Source organism: Roseibium sp. MMSF_3247, assembly GCF_030733765.1.
GTDB lineage: Bacteria > Pseudomonadota > Alphaproteobacteria > Rhizobiales > Stappiaceae > Roseibium.
In genome coordinates this window covers 174,423-194,493 of the sequence record NZ_JASHII010000007.1, presented here as the reverse complement: position 1 = coordinate 194,493, position 20,071 = coordinate 174,423, and the positions used below count along the sequence as shown (strand labels likewise).

General features: G+C 56.2%; 19 protein-coding genes and 1 tRNA gene. 6 read left to right on the top strand and 14 right to left on the bottom strand.

The genetic code is table 11. The annotated features are described in order from the left end of the window. Nucleotides 1–297: 297 nt before the first annotated feature. Nucleotides 298–621 carry a hypothetical protein gene (locus RBB44_RS21430; RefSeq protein ID WP_306149639.1) on the top strand — a complete coding sequence of 108 codons (324 nt, stop codon included), beginning with the start codon at nt 298–300 and terminating at the stop codon, nt 619–621. Between the two features lie 172 nt (nt 622–793). Here the strand turns inward: RBB44_RS21430 and RBB44_RS21425 are convergent. From RBB44_RS21425 to RBB44_RS21415, 3 genes are all read right to left on the bottom strand, one after another. Further along, nucleotides 794–869, bottom strand: a tRNA-Thr gene (locus tag RBB44_RS21425). A 181-nt stretch (nt 870–1,050) separates the two neighbouring features. After that, nucleotides 1,051–3,003: a heme biosynthesis protein HemY gene (locus tag RBB44_RS21420; protein ID WP_306149640.1), complete on the bottom strand. Its 1,953-nt coding sequence runs from the start codon at nt 3,001–3,003 to the stop codon at nt 1,051–1,053. A 78-nt stretch (nt 3,004–3,081) separates the two neighbouring features. Beyond that, entirely contained in the window at nt 3,082–4,419 is a 1,338-nt protein-coding gene (locus RBB44_RS21415; RefSeq protein ID WP_306149641.1) for a COG4223 family protein, read from the bottom strand. Nucleotides 4,420–4,477: 58 nt separating this feature from the next. Between RBB44_RS21415 and RBB44_RS21410 the strand changes: the two genes are divergently transcribed. Next, the gene (locus RBB44_RS21410; RefSeq protein WP_306149642.1) at nt 4,478–5,032 is read left to right on the top strand and encodes a hypothetical protein; all 555 of its coding nucleotides are present in this window, start codon (nt 4,478–4,480) and stop codon (nt 5,030–5,032) included. 53 nt (nt 5,033–5,085) lie between these two features. Here the strand turns inward: RBB44_RS21410 and RBB44_RS21405 are convergent, their stop codons facing one another. Both RBB44_RS21405 and hemC read right to left on the bottom strand, forming a co-directional pair. After that, the gene (locus tag RBB44_RS21405; RefSeq protein WP_306149643.1) at nt 5,086–5,799 is read right to left on the bottom strand and encodes a uroporphyrinogen-III synthase; all 714 of its coding nucleotides are present in this window, start codon (nt 5,797–5,799) and stop codon (nt 5,086–5,088) included. A gap of 4 nt (nt 5,800–5,803) precedes the next feature. Beyond that, nucleotides 5,804–6,730 carry a hydroxymethylbilane synthase gene (gene hemC / locus RBB44_RS21400; RefSeq protein WP_306149644.1) on the bottom strand — a complete coding sequence of 309 codons (927 nt, stop codon included), beginning with the start codon at nt 6,728–6,730 and terminating at the stop codon, nt 5,804–5,806. Between the two features lie 96 nt (nt 6,731–6,826). Here hemC and tsaD point away from each other — a divergent pair, with 96 nt between their 5' ends. After that, entirely contained in the window at nt 6,827–7,933 is a 1,107-nt protein-coding gene (tsaD, locus tag RBB44_RS21395) for a tRNA (adenosine(37)-N6)-threonylcarbamoyltransferase complex transferase subunit TsaD (RefSeq protein WP_306149645.1), read from the top strand. A 6-nt stretch (nt 7,934–7,939) separates the two neighbouring features. On the opposite strand, the gene RBB44_RS21390 is transcribed toward tsaD, so the two are convergent. Both RBB44_RS21390 and RBB44_RS21385 read right to left on the bottom strand, forming a co-directional pair. Then, entirely contained in the window at nt 7,940–9,715 is a 1,776-nt protein-coding gene (locus tag RBB44_RS21390; RefSeq protein ID WP_306149646.1) for a creatininase family protein, read from the bottom strand. Nucleotides 9,716–9,863: 148 nt separating this feature from the next. Further along, nucleotides 9,864–10,262 (bottom strand): hypothetical protein, encoded by a 399-nt coding sequence (locus RBB44_RS21385; protein WP_306149647.1) that lies wholly within the window; start codon nt 10,260–10,262, stop codon nt 9,864–9,866. A 238-nt stretch (nt 10,263–10,500) separates the two neighbouring features. Here RBB44_RS21385 and RBB44_RS21380 point away from each other — a divergent pair, with 238 nt between their 5' ends. Further along, nucleotides 10,501–10,977, top strand: a complete 477-nt coding sequence (locus RBB44_RS21380; RefSeq protein ID WP_306149648.1) for an NUDIX domain-containing protein — start codon at nt 10,501–10,503, stop codon at nt 10,975–10,977. Then, nucleotides 10,964–11,971, top strand: coding sequence for an NAD(P)H-dependent glycerol-3-phosphate dehydrogenase (locus tag RBB44_RS21375; RefSeq protein ID WP_133952245.1), 1,008 nt, complete (start codon nt 10,964–10,966; stop codon nt 11,969–11,971). Before RBB44_RS21380 ends, RBB44_RS21375 begins: the two co-directional genes overlap by 14 nt. A 61-nt stretch (nt 11,972–12,032) precedes the next feature. Here RBB44_RS21375 and RBB44_RS21370 read toward each other — a convergent pair whose 3' ends face one another. Next, complete coding sequence (locus tag RBB44_RS21370; RefSeq protein ID WP_306149782.1) at nt 12,033–12,551, bottom strand: cytochrome b; 519 nt, start codon at nt 12,549–12,551, stop codon at nt 12,033–12,035. Continuing rightward, nucleotides 12,551–12,946, bottom strand: coding sequence for an antibiotic biosynthesis monooxygenase (locus tag RBB44_RS21365; RefSeq protein WP_306149649.1), 396 nt, complete (start codon nt 12,944–12,946; stop codon nt 12,551–12,553). Before RBB44_RS21365 ends, RBB44_RS21370 begins: the two co-directional genes overlap by 1 nt. A gap of 68 nt (nt 12,947–13,014) precedes the next feature. On the opposite strand from RBB44_RS21365, the gene RBB44_RS21360 reads away from it, so the two are divergent. After that, nucleotides 13,015–13,446 (top strand): MarR family winged helix-turn-helix transcriptional regulator, encoded by a 432-nt coding sequence (locus tag RBB44_RS21360; RefSeq protein ID WP_371932308.1) that lies wholly within the window; start codon nt 13,015–13,017, stop codon nt 13,444–13,446. Between the two features lie 11 nt (nt 13,447–13,457). Here the strand turns inward: RBB44_RS21360 and RBB44_RS21355 are convergent, their stop codons facing one another. The 5 genes from RBB44_RS21355 to RBB44_RS21335 all read right to left on the bottom strand — a co-directional run bounded on the left by RBB44_RS21355 (nt 13,458) and on the right by RBB44_RS21335 (nt 19,928). Further along, nucleotides 13,458–13,847 carry a VOC family protein gene (locus RBB44_RS21355; protein ID WP_306149651.1) on the bottom strand — a complete coding sequence of 130 codons (390 nt, stop codon included), beginning with the start codon at nt 13,845–13,847 and terminating at the stop codon, nt 13,458–13,460. Nucleotides 13,848–13,965: 118 nt separating this feature from the next. After that, nucleotides 13,966–16,128, bottom strand: a complete 2,163-nt coding sequence (locus RBB44_RS21350) for a methyl-accepting chemotaxis protein (protein WP_306149652.1) — start codon at nt 16,126–16,128, stop codon at nt 13,966–13,968. A 222-nt stretch (nt 16,129–16,350) separates the two neighbouring features. Next, on the bottom strand, nt 16,351–16,770 hold the full coding sequence (locus tag RBB44_RS21345) for a hypothetical protein (protein WP_209176154.1): 420 nt from the start codon (nt 16,768–16,770) through the stop codon (nt 16,351–16,353). Between the two features lie 77 nt (nt 16,771–16,847). After that, nucleotides 16,848–17,960 (bottom strand): 3-isopropylmalate dehydrogenase, encoded by a 1,113-nt coding sequence (gene leuB / locus RBB44_RS21340; RefSeq protein WP_306149653.1) that lies wholly within the window; start codon nt 17,958–17,960, stop codon nt 16,848–16,850. 144 nt (nt 17,961–18,104) lie between these two features. Further along, nucleotides 18,105–19,928: a GGDEF domain-containing protein gene (locus tag RBB44_RS21335; protein WP_209180006.1), complete on the bottom strand. Its 1,824-nt coding sequence runs from the start codon at nt 19,926–19,928 to the stop codon at nt 18,105–18,107. Nucleotides 19,929–20,071: the final 143 nt, after the last annotated feature.

Below are 20,071 nucleotides of genomic sequence, written 5' to 3'. Positions count from 1 at the left end.
TGCCCAAGCTTATCGGGTGCAAGGTGCCGCTGGCACACAAATTTTCACCCTATTGAAGCCTATCCCACCATTAAACAGGAGACATGTCTCCTCCCGAATTCAGTTTTTACTAATTCACTTGGTAATGTAAAATGACATAATGTTGGAATTGATTTCCCTTTTTGGAAACTAACTGCCGATTACCCGTGGCATCAACACCACCCAGTCCCCGAGGCATCATCTCAGCCTGTACTCTGCTGAGGGAGCCGCATAGAGTGAGGCGTAGCCTCTTATGAGAACACTTCAGGAGATAACTGGATGATAAGCCAACTGTCAGCGCGGATGAGCGTTTTTGCTGCTGCGGCATTTGCGATCGGCTTTTGTGCAGCCGCGCATGCTGACGATGCCATTTCCAAGGTCAAAGCGGCAGCACCTTTGGCGGTTTGCGAGATTACGCCGAAGGAAAACGGCAAAGCCTACGTCATATGGCATTTGACGGCCTTTGATGGAGACGGCACCCGCTACTACCGGGCGATCACCAGCAACTTGATCGAATTGATCGTCAAACCGGATGGCTCCATCCAGAGCGATGCCAACCCGTGCACGAATGAACTGACATTCTACTCATCGAGTTACCGCTGAGCTGTCAGGATACTGCCCAAGTGGTGGCGCATTCATATGCGCCGCCGACCGCTGATCGCGGTGCTGCGCTCTTCATAGTTTGTCATAACCATTGAAGAAGTGGTGCAAATGAGAAAAGCGTTCTAGGAAAGCGCTCAAGTAGGCCGAAGGCCGATAGCGCAATAAGAGAAGGTGGTGCCGCTGATAGGACTCGAACCTACGACCCCATCATTACGAATGACGTGCTCTACCAACTGAGCTACAGCGGCTTGGCTCTTGAACAACTCCAAGAGACGATCTCAAAGGCAGTCCTCAAAAACTGTCGCTGCCCGAGTGGGCCGCTAATTACCGGAGCTTCGATCCGGATGCAAGGGCTTTTCCGGGTCCAGGAAATGATGACCACACGTTCAGGTCATCAGTACTTTCCGGATTGAAGCTTCCCTCCCCAGCCTAGTTAAAGAACCGGGGGCGGGAACCTTTCTTCTTGTCGTCCGCGTCCTCGTCATCATCTGTGCCCGGATCATCCGGCATGCGCGAGAGAGGAAATTCAATCGGACGATCTAAGTCCTCGTCTTTGGCCTTTTTCTCATCAGACTTGCTGTCCTCAGATGTGCCATTAACCCCGGACGCAGGTTCAGCGGCCTGTTTGTCTGGTGTGGCGTCTGAAACAACCTTTTCAGCCTCATCTGTTTTGGCTTTCTCTGCACCGGCATCTTTTTCAGGTGCCGCGGGAGCGGAAGCCTTATCAGACAGAGTTGAAGCTGTTGGACCGTCCGGCAAGTCCTTGAGGGCCGGAGCGAATTTCACATCGTCCGTTGTCCCCTCATAGCCTTCCTTTTTAACCGGAGCAGCAGTCGCTTTTACGTCGGACTTAGCGTTTGGTGCAGGCTCCGCCTCCTTGGTCGTTTTTGACGGCTCCTCACTTTGAGGCTCGGCCTTCAATTCAACGACCTTGGCTTCGGTATCCTCTTCCGGTTTTTCATCGGACGCCTCTTTGGTTTGCGAAGGTGCGGTCGCCGCCGGCTCGACAGGCTCTGCAACAGGTGCCTGGGCTGGTGCAGCCGCAGGCAGAACAGGGGCCTCAAACAGGCTGTCTTCCAACAGAACACCATCTTCCTCGTTGAGGCTGCCCGGCGAGGACCATTGGAACGCATCCAGCTTCCCGGTCACAGGCGACACGGCCTGCCATTCAGAAGACACCACGCCGTCGGCGATCCAGACCTTGTCGAGCGGCGCCTTGACCGCCCGTGCAAGCCAATCGCGGACCCGGCCCTTGTCGCCGGTCTCTGCCTCTTCCACTTCGGCCATCAGGATGAAGGCCGCACGGGTCGGCTCGGATTGCAGCACTTTCTTCAGCTGTGTGCGGGCCTCTTCAAATTCGCGCGCTTCCAATGCAGCCTTGGCGATCGCGATGGCCCCTTCTGCGGTGTTGGCGCGTTGCGCCGCAAGGCTTTTGGCACGCTTCAGCCTGTCAACAGCTGAATCGCCCGTGCGCACATGGGAATAGGTTTCGGCCAACTCCGGGTGCGGCGACAACCGCCAAGTCGCTTCGATCACTTTCGACGCCTTACGGATATCGCCACGGCGGGTCGCCAGCCGAGATGTGATGACAGCGGCCGGAACCAAGTCCAGTGCCAAGCCGTGCGCTTCTTTTGCCAGCGAGAAGGCCCGGTCCGGATCGTTGTCTTCCAGTTTGTGGGCAAGCGCGGTGAGGATGACTGCACGCTGACGGCGATAGGCCTTTTTATCCAGGAGTTTGGACGTGTAGTTCCGCTCAAGAGTTTTCAGCGCCTCATCCCAATGATGGGCAACAGCCTGATATCCGAGAACGGCCTTTCCGGCCCACTCAAGACCCGGCGCGGATTTCGCAGCCTCTTCCGCATAATGGCGCGCGGCAACCGGCTCCTTCTGGCGTTCGGCCTCGACAAACAGACCATGCAACCCGAGCGTCTTTGTATTGGGATCGTCCAGCATGGCTTCAAACCGCTGCCGCGCTTCGCCGTCCTTGCCGGCAAGCTGCGCCGTTTGCGCAAGAAGGAGTTTTGTCGCCGGCTCTTCGTTCAGCAGCTTGTCTGCATCAAGTCCGTAGCGGCGTGCCATTTTGGCATTGCCCGTGCCAAGTGCAATCAACCCTTGCGACAAGGCCGTGTAGCCTTTGTCCTTCCGGCGCTGCTTGAAGAAACGGCCAGCGATTTGCGGCGACTTCAGGATCGTGCGGATAACGCCGACAACGACAAGAAACGCGACGAGAACAAGGCCCACCACCAGGGCAACCACCACAGGCGGCTGTTCCCAGACATAGCCGTTCCAGCTGACCGATATCGTTCCAGGCAAATCCGCCATCCAGGCAAACCCGAGGGCAGCCAAAAACAGCATGGCGAAAAAGATGAGGACGCGGATCATCGGTGTCGCTCCCAAAGTGCGCCGGACCATCCCGGCAGAATAAACTCAATTCCGGCCGGCCGTTGAACGGCCGCCGGCTCAGCTGTCGTTTTTCGCAAGCGCGCTCAGAACTTCCTGAGACGCCTTGTCCGTCAGCGCATCAACTTCAACCCGTGCCTCTGCCCGGTTTGTCCAGTCCGCCGCTGCGTCCTGACCCGCTTGCGGCAGATCCTTGGAGGCCGCAAGCGCCGCGCTCAAATCTCCCTTGGAGACAGCATTTTCCATCCGCCGCAAGACCGCATCCGGCCCAGTGCCGTCTGCTTTGCCCGGCCCGCGCACTGCCACCAGTGACCGGGCACTTGCCAGGAAACTTTGGAGGACGTCACCGGATTCATCCGGCTCGGCAAAGGTCTGGTAGACGCTGCGCGCAACATTCGGGAACTGCGCGATCAGGACAGACACTGGCTCCACACCGGTCTTTGCGTGTGCTTCAAGCGCGGACAGGTCCATATCTGCCGGGAGGCCTGCTTTGACAGCTGCAAGCTCTGTCTCATAAGGACGGCCCGAATCCACCGCCGACTTCAATGCCGACACAGACAAGGCTCGTGCCGCGGTTTCCCGCGCTGTTGCATCACCCATGGTTGATTCAACTTGTGCCAGTCTCTTGGACAAACTGTCGAGTTCGGCCCGCAAGTCTTCTAGCGCCGCATTGTTGGCAGCACCGACGGACTGAATGTCTGCCGAGAGGCTCGAAAGCGTTTCCGTGGCACGCGCCTGACTGTCCGCAAGGGTCTTCAAGGACACATCTGAGGTCGACACCGCCGTTTGCGCAGCTTTTGCTGTTGCCTCGGTGTTCTGCAAACGCGTCTGAAGCTCGGTCAGCTGCGTCTCAAAACCTTTGACCTGACCTTCAAGGTCCGTCACGGAACCAGACAGTTTTTCCGTCTCTGACGATGCAGCCGTTGTGCCGCCTTCCAGTTCGGCAAGTCGGGACTCGATTGGGGCGAGATCGACGGGTGCTGCGGCTTTCACCGTATCTTCCAGGCTGCTCAGCCGGGTTTCCAGCGGCGCCAGATTTACAGGCGTTCCGTCTGCAGACGTCGCAGAACCGGAAGCCAGATCGGCTTTCAAGGCATCAAAGTCCTGCTTCAACGCATCGACGGCACCAGACACATCAGCTCCACCAGACTGTGCAGCTTCTGCCAAAGACTGCTCCACGGCAGCGACTTTGCTCTCCAAATCCGAAAGAGCTCCGCTGACGTCTTGTCCCGAGACAGTCGTTCCAAGCGCGCTCAGCTGACTTTCCAGATCAGAGATTTTCCGTTCTGCTGCGGTCAGCGCGCGAGACATCTCCTGATCCTGCTCAGGTGTCAGCTTGACGATGCCGGCCTGATAGAGACCAAAGCCTCCGCCGAGCACCAGGACGCCGCCGATCACCGCGGCGATCAGAACACCGAACGCGCCAACGCCGCTGCTTTCCTGAGCTGCGGGCGGATTGGAGAAACTTGCAGATCCGGATGTTGGTTTCTGCGCCGAACTACTGGAACTGGAAGACGGTTTGCTTGTTGCCGCACTTGCCGATGTGCTGCTCGAACTGCTCTTTCCAGCGTCCGTACCCGGTGTCGTTGGCTTCGAAGCGGACGGAGAGGACGCGCTACTTGCGGCCGAACCAGCGGGCTTGGAAGCGGTCGACGAAGACGAAGTCGCAGATGACGCGGCGCTCGACGGACGCATTGAAGATGTTGAGGAACTTGTCGTTGGGGACGTTTTCGACTCGGCGGGCTTGGACGATCCGGATGTCCCGGATGCTGTCGAAGACGGTGATTTATCGCTCACCTTCTGCGGCTTCAGATCAATTGTGACAGGACGCTTCGATCCGGACGACCCAGAACTGGAGGCGGAGCTTCCCGATTTTGCGGATGAACCGGATCCTTTGCCATCGGATGATGATGTTCCGCCAGGAGTTTTGTTGTCACTTGCCATCTATCTCTCTCCCGCACCCAGCCAGTCCCAAGATCTTAACTATACACGTCTCTTTGCAAAGCGGTAGCACCGCGGCAAAGAGTCTTGCGCGTTGCAAAACAACGACTCCCCCGGTTCGGGTTAACACTCTGCTAACAACAGATCGAAGAGCGCATCTTCACGCGGCGCGCTGGCGATATGAACGTCATTAAAGCCCTGGAGACCTGCTGCTGCTTGGCCGGAAATTGCGTAGACCGGCAATTTGGAAAAAATGTGTTCTGGCAAATTGGCGGTGAGGAGCCTCGCGAGGATTTCGCCAGTGCGGCGCGAAAACACCAAAACACCGTCATAGTCTTCATTTGTCAGCCCTGGAAAGACAGTCTTTGGCAGCTCCGGAACAGGCTCCATTCGGTAAACGGGAAGGGTCTGACAAGTGAAGCCACCCTTTTCCAGAAGCCCCCCGAGATCGCCGGATCGCTGTTCTGCGGACAGATAAAGGACCTTGCGCAAGTCAGATCCAGCTGACGACAAGATCAGGTTGGCCAGACCCGCCACATCGGAATCAGCGGAGCGAACGTCGTCAAAACCCGCCGCCCGACAGGCTGCGGCGGTTTTGTCTCCAACCGTGAAGGTAGGCAGAGACGTCAATTGTGTCAGCTGTGCGTGATGAGTGATCGCATCAACAGCCCGGCGGCTGGTGAGCGCTAAAGCGTCAACACCGGCAAGATCAAAACTTGGCGGCGGACAGGGGCAAAACTGCAGCAGGGGCATTTCGTCTGCCTCATGTCCCAAGGCCCGCAACCGATCGGCAGTTCTCTTGCAGTCAGGTTGCGGACGGGTCACAAGGAAACGCATCGGCTCAGTGGCTCGAGAGGAACCCGGGCCCCATCTTGGCTTTCAAGGCTTCACCAGCGGCCTGGCCGATTTGAACAGCATCAGCTGCGCGGCCGGAACGCACCTCATCATGAACCTCGGAGCCGTCCGGTTTCAAAACTGTGCCTGTCAAGGTCAACTCGTCGCCGTTCAACAGGGCCAGACCGCCAATCGGGGTTCTGCAGGATCCATCCAGAATCGCAAGGAACGCGCGTTCTGCATCAAGACGGATTTGGGTCTCCCGATCATGGATTGCCTGCAGCATTTCAAGCGTTCGTTCGTCGCCTTCACGGCTTTCGATGCAGATCGCGCCCTGGCCGACAGCCGGCAGAAAATCCTCGGTTTTGAGAAGGCTGGTCACCTCCCCTTCAAGGCCAAGGCGGCGCAAGCCCGCATAGGCCAGCAGTGTCGCGTCCACTTCGCCCTCTGCGAGCTTGCGCAAACGGGTCTGCAAGTTGCCGCGGTACATCACCACATCAATATCGGGGCGAAGGCGTTTGATCATCGCCTGGCGGCGCAGCGAGCTGGAACCGACCACTGCGCCATGCGGCAAATCCATCAGGGTTTTGGCTTTGGGAGACAAAAATGCATCCCGAACATCTTCACGCGGCAGGAAGGCAGTCAGAGCCAAACCGTCCGGCAGAACGGTCGGCATGTCCTTGGACGAGTGCACGGCCAGATCAATACGCCCATCCAGCATGGCCTCCTCAATTTCCTTGGTGAACAGGCCTTTCCCGCCGACTTCCGACAAGGGCCGGTCCTGGATCTGGTCTCCGGAGGTCTTGATCACCACGATTTCGAAGGCGTCCTCTGGAAGGTCATGGGCAGCCATCAGCCGGGCGCGGGTTTCATGGGCTTGAGCCAGAGCCAGCGCGCTGCCCCGTGTTCCGATGCGCAAAGGATTTGATTGCAAGGTTTACCGTCCAAATGCTACGCCCGGCTAAAGACGCGCCGGGTCTGTTCGTTCTTTCTGGTATATGACCTAGCACAAATAACTGCGGCAAGACCAATGACCTTCGTCAATGAAAATCGAGCGGACACCCGATTAACAGTTCTGGGCATTGAAACAAGTTGCGATGAAACCGCAGCTGCCGTCGTGCGCGGACCGCTCGACAAAAACATTCTATCAAATGTTATCCGGTCGCAGCTCGACGAACATACGGAATTCGGCGGCGTGGTGCCGGAAATTGCGGCCAGGGCGCATATCGAGATCCTGGACAAAATTGTTGCCGAAGCGCTCCAGAAATCAAAATGTTCCTGGGATGATATTGATGCTGTCGCCGCAACGGCCGGCCCCGGACTCATTGGCGGTGTAATCGTGGGCTTCATGACTGCCAAGGCAATTGCCATGGCCGCCGGCAAGCCTCTTATTGGAGTGAATCATCTGGAAGGCCATGCGCTCACTGCGCGCCTGACCGATGATCTGGACTTTCCGTTTCTGCTACTTCTTGTTTCTGGCGGGCACAGTCAGTTTTTGCTCGTGCGCGGGGTTGGCGATTATGAACGCCTCGGAACGACCATTGACGATGCGATTGGTGAAGCGTTCGACAAGACCGCAAAACTTCTCGGCCTGCCCTATCCCGGCGGCCCGCATGTTGAAAAAATGGCGAAAAAGGGGGACGTGACCCGTTTCAAACTGCCGCGTCCGCTGCTTGACCGGCCCGGTTTGGATATGTCGTTTGCCGGCTTAAAAACCGCTCTTCGCACGCAGGCAAAAAAGCTGGAACCGGTCGATGATCAGACTGTTGCGGACTTATGCGCAGCCTTCCAGCGCGCGGTCGCAGACGTACTTGCTGCGCGCACGAAATCGGCTTTGGAACTCTTCCGGGCACGTTATCCGGAGACAATACCGAGCATCGTCGTGGCAGGTGGCGTTGCTGCCAATCAGGAAATCCGCAGCAGCCTGCTCTCCGCTGCTGACGAGGCTGGCGCCCGTTTCATTGCGCCCCCCATGGCGCTGTGCACGGACAATGCAGCCATGATTGCGTGGGCCGGAATAGAACGTCTACTGGAAGGCCCCGTGGATGACATGAAGCTGCCGCCCCGTCCGCGCTGGCCACTCGATCAATCCAACGCCGGTGTCCTGGGAGCCGGAAAAAAAGGCGCAAAAGTCTAAACGTCCTTAGAGACCGGGTTCCGGCAAGGCACGGATCTGCGCGAGGGCGGCCTGTACCTTCAAATCGAGCATGACCCGACCGATGTCCGCGCTGGCGAGGGACGGTTCTCCGATGACACCTGTTTCGCCAGTTGCATTCAACTTGCCGGTAACAGCGTTGCTGAGAGCGCGAACGCCATCGACTTTGAGTGCCATCACTTCGGATGTATCCCTTATGCCAGCATGCGTCCCGATCTGCTCCAAGCTGAACCCTTGTTCTTGAAGCTCAGTGATTTGCCCATTTGCCTCGGCAAAATAGTAATCGCTGATCTGAAACACCTGGGCCGGGGCGGACGACCACCAACCACCGCGCATCCGGTCCGCCGCAGCCTTCTGACCCCGCTGGGTGCTACCGCTGTCACCTATGAAGTAGACCCTTGAGAACCCGTGTTGGAGCAGGCTCTGCGCGGTACTCACCAAGATGTCTTCAAAGGTCTCTTCCGATATCGTCAAGGTCCCCGGAAACCGCATATGCCCTGTCGGCGGGTCGATATCTCCTTCCGGGACATAGGTCACAACAGGGGCAACCAGCGTCTTGCCAAGCTGTGATGCCAATGCACCAGAGGTGTACCTAACTACGATGTTGTGCTTCCCAAGCACCATGTGGGGACCGTTTTGCTCAGTTCCACCGGAAGGAACGATCACGTGCGTATAGCCCGCGTCCAGAGCTTTCCTGACCTCGGTCCAGGTTAGGTCCTCAAGATGCAAAGAGGGCGGGCTGTAGCTCTCATCAGCCACACTGTCCTGCGTTGGTCCGAGAAGGCACAAGAGGCAAGCTGTTATGACCGAGAAGACTTGTTTCACTCGTCTGCTTACCCGCCGCCAGGCCCAAATGAACGGCTTCCACAACATCTCGTGGGAGGCGTGAAAAGGATTGGCCTCATGCCCGTCAATTCCGAATTTGAAGGTCTCTTTTTCTCTCGGAATATAAAGCGTCCCGAACAGCCAGTCCCACCAGGAGAAGACCAGCCCCATGTTCTTGTCCCAATGCCGGACTTCACTGCTGTGGTGGATCTGGTGCATGGCCGGGCTGACCAAATGACTGCTCAACCAGGCGGGATACGACAGCCAGATGTGCGAATGGCGCAAGTTGTAGCCGAACAGGTAGAAAAGAAAGATCCCTACGTTGATTCCAAGAATTGCGAAGATGTCAGGCGCGGGCCCGATAAACATCAACCAGAGCGCACGGGCGCCCGCTTCGCAGATAACCACTGCTGCACCCGTAACGATTAGATCAACGGGCGACATCCGGAAAACTGTAAGCGGCGTCAACACCTCTGCAGAGTGATGAACCTTGTGGAACTCCCAAAGGATCGGGACCTTGTGCTGCAGGTAGTGCGTGAAAAATACTGCAAAATCGAAGGCCAGCAGGAGCAGAAAGGAAAAGGCAAGAATGGACCAAAAACTATGGTCCGCTGCTTCGCCCGCTTGCAGCGTTGCAGGTTCAACCCAAATCCCATGGATGCTCGTTCCAAGCCAAGCCAAGGGAACAGCAACGAGAACACCCTTCAGCAATGCCATCCAGAAGTAATAGAGATAATCCTGCTTTGCAGACGGGTGCAGATAGATGTCTTTTGGGAAACAGAATTTGAGAAACGCAACGGTGGGTTTGCGGAAGCGATATACGACATAGACGATCGCCAGGGTACTGAAAACATAGAGGACAAAAATGCGCTCGCTGGGAACGCCGATCGCCACGATAGACCGAAAAAGGGTCGCGACTGCAATTTCGATGTGTTCCATGACCAACGCCGCTGCGGTTTTCGACATAACAGCGATAGGTCAGACTGGTTAATCTCCGGTTAGGAATCACTTTGACAATCAATCTTTGCCAACCGTTCTTCGGCAAAAAAACAGGTTGAAATGGGAGCCGGTCACACCGGCCCCGGAGTTAACCGACAACCCGGTGCCCACGTCCACGCATGCAGTTCATGACGATCTGTTTGCGTTCGCCATGCGCGTTGAGAGCACCGCCGCCAGCCCCGATCGCCCCTCCGGCCAAGGCCCCGGCCACCGCGTTCCCGGCAGCGTTTTTGCCATCGTCGTCTTCCACAGCTCCCAGCACCCCGCCGATTGCTGCACCAGCCAAAGCAGCCATCTTGGTTTCGTCATTGAAGAGACGCCGCTGTTCGGCAAGAGCTTTACAATCTCCGAGATCCTTTTCGTAGGTATACCCAATCGGACCGTCGACGATCGGCCGGTAATTCGAACCGGTTTGACCGCAGGCCGTCAGACCAACAACCAAGACTGCAGTCACGGAAAGGCGTGGGAAAAGAGTACCAAAATTCATCAGTGGGGGCTCCGATAAGCAATAAATTGGGTCGAAAGACCCCTGCCGCGGGAGTTCTGATAGTTGATCCGAATCTTGAACTCAATCATTTTTTATTGTTTTACAATAATTTTTTAACTTAAAGTTCGTCCTGGAGACGGCTTTAGACAATCAAATCAGGCAGATATGCAACTTGGTCTTTTTCTGCCCGAGCGGGACTGATACGAAGCAGGCACCACAGCGCGCAGCGGAACCCCTGATGAAAACCTTTCACAAAGCCTATGTCTATCTGACCTGCGGACCGGAGCTTTTAGTGTTCGAAGAAGCCGACAATCCGCGGCCGGATCTTCAGGTGCCCGGCGGCACGCTCGATCCAGGCGAAAGTTATCTTCAAGGGGCAATACGCGAATTTTCCGAGGAGACCGGACTAACCTTGGATATCGCCCTCGAATCGTTCGCCGACCAGGATCACTTCATCGACAATGTGCCCGGTATTCTCGATGGCCTTCATCGCAGACGGCATTTTCACGGCACGATTCCGGAAAAGCCCGCTGACGAATGGGAACATTTTGAAATGACGCCAAGCGCGGGTGGAGCACCAATCCGGTTCCGCCTGTTCTGGGTCGATTTGTTCTCAGACGAAGCGCCGCCCGAGACCCGTTATTTTGAAGGGTTTGGAGCGCAGCTTGAAACACTACGGTCGCGCATGGAAGGGCAGATCAATGGGGGCCGTTAAGTCGATCGGTGTCATCGGCGGCGGCGCCTGGGGCACCGCGCTCGCTTTAACTGCGGCTCGGGCTGGAACTACCGTGCGCCTCTGGGCGCGGGATCCTGCAACAGTCTCTGAAGTCCGGAGCAAGCAGCAGAACACGAAATATCTGCCGGGGATCACGTTCGATGAAGATCTGAATGCAACCTCGTCTTTGAAAGATGCCGCCGATGCAGATGCGATTCTGCTTGTGACACCGGCACAATCTACCCGAGCCATCCTGAGCGCTCTCAAAGAGACCGGCGCTGTGCGCGGACCTGTTGTATTATGTGCAAAGGGCATCGAGCAGACCACCGGCAAGCTTTTGTCGCAGGTGATGAAGGAAGAGCTACCAGGCATAGAACCCGGGGTCTTGTCCGGACCGAGTTTTGCTGACGATGTCGCTAAGGGCCTCCCGACAGCAGTTACCGTTGCCGCACACACGGCAAAAACAGCTTTGAGCCTTTGCGAAGCGCTGCAATCGCCCTGCTTCCGTCCCTATGCCTCGATCGATGTCCTCGGAACACAAATTGGCGGCGCGCTCAAGAACGTCCTTGCCATCGCTTGTGGCGCAGTGGCTGGTAGAAAACTTGGCGCCAGTGCGCAAGCAGCATTGACGGCACGCGGATTTGCGGAACTGAACAGGCTTGGCAGCGCGATGGGGGCACAAGGCGAAACTCTGACAGGCCTGTCCGGTCTGGGTGACCTTGTACTGACCTGCTCCTCTACTCAGTCGCGCAATTTCTCATTTGGAATGCGACTCGGTGAAGGCTTTATGGCCTCGGAGCTGATCGCCGCCGGCGGCAAGCTGGCTGAAGGGGCATACTCGGCGCAAGTCGCGGTCAAATTGGCTCAAAAGCATGAGATCGAGGTGCCCATTTGTGACACCGTCGCCCGGATGGTCAGTGAAGACATGACGATTGACGAAGCTTTGAACACCCTCATGGCCAGGCCGCTGAAATCAGAAACTGACTTTTTTTGAGACGCTTAGCACTGCAAGACACATCAACATGAAAAGGCTGCCCTTTTCGGCAGCCTGATCTTCATGAGTTTGTGCTTTGAGGCTCTTTTTGCAGTTTCCAGCCTTTTTCGGCCAGCATATGCCAAATGGCTGCAGCGATATGAGCTGTCATCAAGACGAAAAGTGCGAAGGCCGCTCGATGATGCAAAGATTGCGGCGGAGCCTGGGCTAGAAGGTCCGGGTCGGGAGTGTTGCCGCTCAGGATCTCGGGCGCAGCGCCTGTCAAAACCAATATGCCCACCCCGCTCACCAGAAGAATCACGGGCAGAACGCGCAGAAAGCCGAGAACCATCTTGGCCGCCCAATGTATCCCTTTTGATTGATGCCCAATCGTCGAAGCCTGTCCTCCTGCAACCAGCCAGACGGCTAAACGCACCAAGGACAACAATCCGGCGAGCAAACCAACCGCGAGATGGATCCTTAGGAACTCACCGCTCATGGATGGTATCTGCTGCGCCATGTAGCCCGTCGCAAGCGCCAACGCCACGAACACAGCAATCAACCAGTGAAGGGTTCGGGTTTTCGAAACGGCTCCAACCATCACGACCCATCCTCCTGTTCGATCGGCACGTAGAGTGCTGCATGAAACACAGTCCCCTTGAGCGCACCCGCAGCGCCGCTCTCACGGTATTTTTGGATTGCCGCGGCATAGTCATTGGCACTCTCCCACCTTGCAACATTCACAAGCTGGAACCTCGCTTTCGGCATGATTGATCTGTGAAGCTGGGTTTCGATGTAGCCCGGCTGGGTTTCCAGAAAAGCGCGCGCAGATTTCCAGCCTTCAATCGTTGTCTCAACCTGGTCCGCCGGCACTTCAAACGCATTTATGAGCGTAACCGGTTCTTTGGGTGACAACTCCTGCGCTGGCGTTTGAGCGGAAACTGACAGGGCCGATGCAGCAATCGCGAGAGTCCGGGTGGTTCGTTTACTGAGCATTTGCAATCTCCATTAAATAGCAAGCTATATTTATTTATATAGTATGCTATGTATCGTATATGCAAGACATGGCATTCGAAAAAAATTCTTCAGCCGGATATCTGGCAAATCATATGGCGCGCCTGTTTGCGTCCGGCCTTCAACGGCGGATCAAACCCCTCGGGTTAGCAACCGGCCAATTCCCGGCACTTGTCGCGCTGTGGCAGAAGGAAGGCCAGACGCAGAAAGACCTGGTCGCCGCGCTCGACATTGAGCAGGCAACCCTTGCCAACACTTTGTCCAGAATGGAGCGTGATGGTCTCGTGATACGCAAACCGTGTGACGAGGACGGCCGGGTTCAGCGGATCCATCTCACGCCCAAGGCGCGGGCGCTCAAGGACGATGCCATCGGTGCCGCCATGGCGCAAAACGCCGTTGCGCTGGACGATTTCACAGAAGAAGAGATTGCGCAGTTTCTGGAATTCATGCGCCGGGCAATTGCCTCAATGCAGGCAGGCTAGGTGTCCCGGTTTCACGCAGGCTGGATCAGATCCCATTTGTTTCCAAACGGATCCTGAAACACCGCCACTGTGCCATAAGGTTCGCGCCGCGGGGCCTCCAGAAACTGGCCCCCCTTCTCCGACATAGCGGCGTAATCCCGATCGAAGTCATCGGTCGTTAGAAACATGAACACCCGCCCGCCGGTCTGGTTGCCGATGGCTGCCTGCTGCTCCGGCCCATCTACCTTGGCAAGGAGAAGCCGCGTTTCCGTGCTTCCAGGAGGGGCAACCAGGACCCAGCGCTTGCCCGGCTCCAACTCCGTGTCTTCAATCAGCTGGAAACCGAGCACGTTGCCGTAAAATTCCAACCCTTCGTCATAGTCCGGTACGAGGAGTGACACGGCGCTGATAAACTGTTTCATGAAGACGCTATCCTTCGGGAACGGGGCTCGCACCGCTATCACGGGCAACTGTCATTTCCAACGCTGCATCTGCAAGCATCCAAAGCAGTTCGCCGTAACCTGCTGCGGTCTGCCTGGATCAGGCAGCCTTGTCCTGATCGTTTTCCCAGATGTCGCTGTTCAAAAAGTCATCGACCGCCCTGCTCAGGGAACTGCTCACATCCGCCAAAACTCGGCTGAGTTCTTCGACTTCATTGGAACTGCCGCGCGTTTCCGTAATGGCATTTTGCAGGACATTGACGTTCTCAGTTGCGCTGCGGCTGCTTTGGGCCGCGCGCGCCATCGCCTCGCTGATTTCACCTGTTGCAGCGCCTTGCTCCTCGACAGCAGAGGCAATTCCCGCGGTCACCTCTTCAACCGTATCCATATGCTGTCCGATGGACTGGATTGCCTCTACCGCACGGTTGGTGGACGATTGAACGGCCGCGACCTGAGATGAAATCTCGTCGGTTGCCTTTGCGGTCTGCGTCGACAGTTCTTTCACCTCAGCCGCCACAACGGCAAAACCTTTCCCGGCCTCACCAGCACGCGCGGCTTCTATCGTCGCGTTTAACGCAAGAAGGTTGGTTTGCTCTGCAATATCCCGGATCATATTGATGACATCGCCGATCTTTTCCGCCGTCCCGGCGAGCTCCTTAACATCGGTATCCGTTGATTTTGCCGTCTCGGCCGCCCCACGAGTGATGCTTAATGCGCGGGTTGTGTGTTGATTGATCTCCTGAATGGAAATCCTGAGTTCCTCGGCAGCGGACGCGGACGACTGAACGCTGTCGTCAGACAACCGCGCCGCTGCGAGCGCTCCATCAGCGGAGTCTGAAGATGCCTCCGCGATCCCCACCAGTTTTTCCGACGTCGCACTCATCACGTCCGTTTGCTTCGACAGCTGCGACTGGATTTCAGAGATCTGAGTTTTGAAACGATTGACCAGCCTGTCCATCTCGGATCTACGCACGTCTTCCTGCGCACGGCGTTCCTGCGCCGCAGCCTCGCCTCGCTTGACCTCAAGGGCATTGTCCCGAAACACCTTCATCGCCCGTTTCATGTCTCCGAGCTCGTCAGCCCGGTCATCATTTTCGATCACGGTGTCGAGACGTCCGTTGATCAGGTCTCGAATATTGCCGATCAGTTGTCCAAGCGGGCGGGTGAAGGTCAATGCCAGCAGATATCCGCCCACTCCGGCAAGGACGAACAAGACAACACCCGCAATCCCCATCCAGAACTTGAGGTCGGTTAATGGCGTCATTGCTTCGGCTTCGGGCTGCATTGCCAAAACCGCCCATGTCACACCTTGGTACTCAAAAGACTTGCCGACTTGAATGAAACGCCCATCCCGGTGCGTCGGACCGATCATGACTTTCGTCTGGCCATTCAAGGCCGCATCAGACGCTTCGGTTTGGAATTGGGTTTGAAGTATGTCGTTCTCATCCGTGAACCTGGAATTGTTCCGCAGGAACCCGTTCAACCCGACAATCAGCGTTTCGCCGCTGTCCCCCAATCCGGCAGACCGGTTCATCAGTTGATTGATCCGGTCGATCGGCATTTGGAAGACGAGAACGCCCGCTCTCTCGCCATCTTCGATCATCGGCATCGAGACGAAACTGGCCGGTGCACCATGGCTCGGTCCGTAGGGCGCAAAGTCAAAGAAGTGGATCGCATCCGCAGGACCATCATTTGCCGCACGAAACGCTCGCCCGAGATCCGTATCAGACCACGGACCACCCACCTTGAAATTGGTCGCATAGTCTTCTTCCTTGAAGACCGTGTAGATCAGGTCGCCGTCCGGGTTGAACAGGAAAACATCGTAGTAGCCGCGTTCGAGCAGAAATTCCCGAAACCAGGGATGAAACTCCGCGTGAGCCGCGTCATAGGCGGTTTCGCCGCCAGCGGTATCAAGGAGATGTTTTTCTCCAAGCGGATGTGGATTGTCGCGTATATAGGCAGCCTTCAGGATCTCTGTATGATCCCCTCCAATCTCTTGCCAGGCACTATCAAAGGCTGACAGAGCATCGTGCGCGAACGGGAGCGTACTCACGAGCTTCAGATCTGCTTCGATGGTGTGCAAATAGTCTGACAGCTCGCTGACACGGTTGGTTGCAATCGCTTCCAACCGGCTCTTTGTCAGCTTTTGAATTTCGCTGGATGCAGAAAAATAACTGCTGAGGCTAATGCCCGCGCCAACGGCCAGTGCAAAGCCCAGTATCGCAGCTGGAATCTTAAAACGAATAGACAAACGATCCCACATGGAACCCTCCCTAATTACACGTGAGGGTTGGTGAGTACGGTTAATACATTATTAAATCTGTGGTTGCATTTCTCAAAATTTATGCAACCTCCGCATATTTCTCTAAGGCCGCATCAGAAAGAGGTCAGGGAGGTCGATATAAATTCGGGTAGCTTGAAATTGCCCTAAAAACCTCTTGGCGCTGAGCTGCAGTCAGCGACCACCGAATTCGCTTCCCATAAACTACTGCGCGCGGCGGTAAACCGATACGTTTGTAAAGCTGGCGACGTCGACGAGGTGGACCGTTTGTGTCACTGTCAGCGTACGCCCATCTTCGGAGAGTTCGCGCTCCGCCTTCATGATGGTGAGGCCTCCGCGCCGGGCCTCGGACACAAGATTGCGGTCATTTGCAAAGACCAGCCGCATGGCATCGACCAAACCGCTTTTCCCGAGCTTGACTTCGGGCCCATCGGGAACGGCTTCAAAGCTGTCGTTGGTGACATCTCCATCAGCTGAAACCTGGTTCATGGTGAAAACCGCCATGCCGAAATTGTCTTCAATCTTCAGCGTCGCACTTTTGGGCGGATCGCCTTGCTCGAATTCGCTGGCCTCAGAATCAAGGATCCAGGTACCGAGAAACGGAGCGATTTTATCTTCGATCATAACAGTCTCAGGTCAAATAAAGGAAAAGCCGCCACCGGGATACCCGGTGACGGCCTTGGGTGCAAACAAGGATTTGCTTAGCCCTTAAGAGCGTCCAGTTCGGCGACGATGGCATCGCCCATTTCAACGGTCGACACAGTGGCTTCGCCTTCAGCTGCGATGTCTTTGGTGCGCAGGCCTTTGTCCAAAGCGTTTGCGATGGCCTTGTCCAGAAGATCAGCCGCTGCAACTTCCTCAAAGGAGTAGCGCAGAGCCATTCCGAAGGATGCGATCATCGCAATCGGGTTGGCCGCACCCGTGCCGGCAATGTCCGGAGCAGAGCCGTGGACCGGCTCATAAAGCGCCTTGCGCTTGCCGGTCTTAGCATCTGGCGCACCGAGCGAGGCGGACGGCAGCATGCCCAAGGACCCGGTCAGCATAGCGGCAACGTCTGACAGCATATCGCCGAACAGGTTGTCGGTGACGATCACGTCGAACTGCTTCGGCCAGCGCACAAGCTGCATGCCACCGGCGTCCGCCAGCATGTGCTCCAGAGTAACGTCTTCAAAGCCGTTCTTGTGTGTTTGCGTCACGACTTCGTTCCAGAGAACGCCGGACTTCATCACGTTCCGCTTTTCCATGGACGTGACTTTGTTGTTCCGGGTGCGTGCCAGCTCGAATGCGACCTTGGAAATCCGCTCGATTTCGTAGGTGTCATACACCTGCGTATCGACACCGCGTTTCTGGCCGTTGCCGAGATCGGTGATTTCCTTTGGCTCCCCGAAATAGACACCGCCAGTCAGTTCCCGAACGATCAGGATGTCGAGGCCCTCGATCACGTCCTTCTTGAGCGAGGAGGCATCGGCAAGTGCCGGATAACAGATCGCCGGCCGCAGGTTGGCGAACAGCTCCATGTCCTTGCGAAGGCGCAGAAGGCCGGCTTCCGGGCGAACTTCGTAGGCCACATTGTCCCACTTCGGACCGCCCACCGCACCGAAAATCACAGCATCAGCCGCCATGGCTTTCGCCATGTCTTCTTCGGAAATGGATCGCCCATGCGCATCATAGGCGGACCCGCCCACAAGACCTTCGTCGGTTTCAAAAGCCATACCGCCTTTGGCGTTAAACCAGGCAATGACCTTTTTCACTTCGACCATGATTTCCGGGCCGATGCCGTCACCCGGCAAAAGCAGCAAGTTTTGAGAGCCCATTTGGCGTACCATCCCGCAGATTATAGAAACAGATGGCGTTGGGTTACCGCGCCTGCCGCTTTCTGGCAAGGCACGGGATGTTGCAAAGAACTCAAGCAACGCCTACGGAAAGGTCAAGCGCGCTGCGTAAGTTAAAAGCAGGCCTCAGTGCACGGGCTGCTGGAAAAGTTGTCCGAGCGTTGCTTCGGCAATGCCAACCGGATTGCCCTTCGCTTCACTTTTCAAGCTTGCGATCTGGCGGCCCAGGATGTCCTTGCGATCGACACTCAGGCCGACCGGCAGGTGCAAAATGGCTGCCGAACAGCGCAGAAGCGGAAACTTCCTTGAAATACCGTGGCGGTCAGACGCCTCAATGTACCCCTGAAGCCGGTCCGCCGGATCATAGAGGCTCTCTGCCTGATGGCGGAATTCCTCTTGCAGATCATAGACCATCCGCCGCATTTCTTCCGACGTCCGCCCGCGGGCGCCAATGAAAAAGTCGTCCCCGCCAATATGGCCGGCAAACACGTTCTCACTGGTTGCCATGCGCTTCATCAATTCGGAGAACAACAGCAGTGCCCGGTCTCCAAGCGTGAAGCCATAGGCATCATTGAACGGCTTGAAGTTATCGAAATCGAGATAGCAAAATGACCGCTCTATGTCCGGACTTTGGGCATCGTTTTGGACATATTGAATGATCAGCGCGTTGCCGGGCATTTTGGTCAACGGGTTCTGGTTTTCCGCTGCCCGCATCCGGACTTCATTTGAGATTTTCAGCAAGGATGTTGTTGTCAGGAAGCCGCTGTATTTGCCGTTTTTCGTGATGATAATGCCGCCGGCCTCATCATCTTCATCCGCGACCATCGCAACGAGCTGATCAAGCGGCGTATTGACGTTGGCCACCGGGCACCGGTGCGTAAACGCCGCCAGGCTGTTGCTCATCACCGGGTTGAGCAGAAGATCCCGACCGAACGGCATATAGACGAACGTTTTGATATCCTTTTCCCGGATCAGACCACGGGGTTCGCCGCTCGAATTGATCACCGGAATGAAAGGATTAGCACGGCCAGCCCGCAACAGATTAAGGACTTCCTCCATCCGGGCATTGTCCTGAAGCGGCACCAGCGGCCGGATTTCACGGGCCACCAGATCAGCATCGTCCCGCGGCATCATTGGCGTGCGTTTCACAGCTGTGGCCACAACCGGATAACGGATTTCCGCTTCTTCCAGATCCTGGAACGGCCGCGACACCAGATACCCCTGGATCAAGTCGCAGCCGATTGCCTTGCAGACCGCGAGTTCCTGCGTGGTCTCAACACCTTCTGCGACCACGCGCATACCAAGAACATGGGCGATATCTACGACGGTTTTCACCATCAAACGCTTGCGGGAGTCGGTGTTGATTGACTGGATGAAAAACCGGTCCACTTTCAAAATATCAGGCTCAACCTCATACAAGGATTTCAGCTGCGCGTATCCGCGGCCATAATCGTCGATTGCAAAACCGAACCCGAGTTCGCGCCCGCGTTTGGTGAACTCGTTCAGCCGGCACGTCTCATTAACGTCCCCTGTTTCGCTGACCTCCAGGATAATCTGCGCGGCGGACAGATCCCCCTCGTCCAGCAGAAGCCGGGTCTCGTCGAACAAGAAGCCGTCGACGTCCAACAGGCGGGCATCGACGTTCAGGAACAGTTTGGTCTTGCCGCGATTGGGCATTGCGACAAACTTACGGATCGCCTTTTTCCTTAAAAGACATTCCAACTCGACCAAAACACCGGCATCTGCTGCGAAATCAAAGACATCACAAGGCGTTTGAAATCCAAGTTGCCCCACATTGCGCAGCAACGCTTCAAATCCATATCCGTCGCCGGAATGCGCATCAACTATGGGCTGAAACGCGTAATCGAGGAGCGTTTCCGCGCTTTCAAGGAAAGCATGCGTACTTGGAAATCCATTCAGCAATGGGACGAACGCCGGTTGTGCCGTCATGAAGTAAGCCTTGTTTTTCAAGGTGTTGACGGTTGAAGCTTATCTGTGGCGCGCAGCCAATGTGTGTAACTTAGACGGCGAAATTACTTGTTGGTTATCAATTGGTTACGGCAACAAAAAACCGTTTCAATCCAATATGTTGA

Excerpts from the sequence above, each read along its gene's own strand:
- tsaD (WP_306149645.1), top strand. The coding sequence starts at position 6,827 with ATGACCTTCGTCAATGAAAATCGAGCGGACACCCGATTAACAGTTCTG.
- RBB44_RS21390 (WP_306149646.1), bottom strand. The coding sequence starts at position 9,715 with ATGGAACACATCGAAATTGCAGTCGCGACCCTTTTTCGGTCTATCGTG.
- RBB44_RS21420 (WP_306149640.1), bottom strand. The coding sequence starts at position 3,003 with ATGATCCGCGTCCTCATCTTTTTCGCCATGCTGTTTTTGGCTGCCCTC.
- RBB44_RS21380 (WP_306149648.1), top strand. The coding sequence starts at position 10,501 with ATGAAAACCTTTCACAAAGCCTATGTCTATCTGACCTGCGGACCGGAG.
- RBB44_RS21345 (WP_209176154.1), bottom strand. The coding sequence starts at position 16,770 with ATGATCGAAGATAAAATCGCTCCGTTTCTCGGTACCTGGATCCTTGAT.
- leuB (WP_306149653.1), bottom strand. The coding sequence starts at position 17,960 with ATGGGCTCTCAAAACTTGCTGCTTTTGCCGGGTGACGGCATCGGCCCG.
- RBB44_RS21355 (WP_306149651.1), bottom strand. The coding sequence starts at position 13,847 with ATGAAACAGTTTATCAGCGCCGTGTCACTCCTCGTACCGGACTATGAC.
- RBB44_RS21365 (WP_306149649.1), bottom strand. The coding sequence starts at position 12,946 with ATGCTCAGTAAACGAACCACCCGGACTCTCGCGATTGCTGCATCGGCC.
- RBB44_RS21360 (WP_371932308.1), top strand. The coding sequence starts at position 13,015 with ATGGCATTCGAAAAAAATTCTTCAGCCGGATATCTGGCAAATCATATG.
- RBB44_RS21405 (WP_306149643.1), bottom strand. The coding sequence starts at position 5,799 with ATGCGTTTCCTTGTGACCCGTCCGCAACCTGACTGCAAGAGAACTGCC.
- RBB44_RS21335 (WP_209180006.1), bottom strand. The coding sequence starts at position 19,928 with ATGACGGCACAACCGGCGTTCGTCCCATTGCTGAATGGATTTCCAAGT.
- RBB44_RS21430 (WP_306149639.1), top strand. The coding sequence starts at position 298 with ATGATAAGCCAACTGTCAGCGCGGATGAGCGTTTTTGCTGCTGCGGCA.
- RBB44_RS21375 (WP_133952245.1), top strand. The coding sequence starts at position 10,964 with ATGGGGGCCGTTAAGTCGATCGGTGTCATCGGCGGCGGCGCCTGGGGC.
- RBB44_RS21350 (WP_306149652.1), bottom strand. The coding sequence starts at position 16,128 with ATGTGGGATCGTTTGTCTATTCGTTTTAAGATTCCAGCTGCGATACTG.
- RBB44_RS21385 (WP_306149647.1), bottom strand. The coding sequence starts at position 10,262 with ATGAATTTTGGTACTCTTTTCCCACGCCTTTCCGTGACTGCAGTCTTG.
- RBB44_RS21370 (WP_306149782.1), bottom strand. The coding sequence starts at position 12,551 with ATGGTTGGAGCCGTTTCGAAAACCCGAACCCTTCACTGGTTGATTGCT.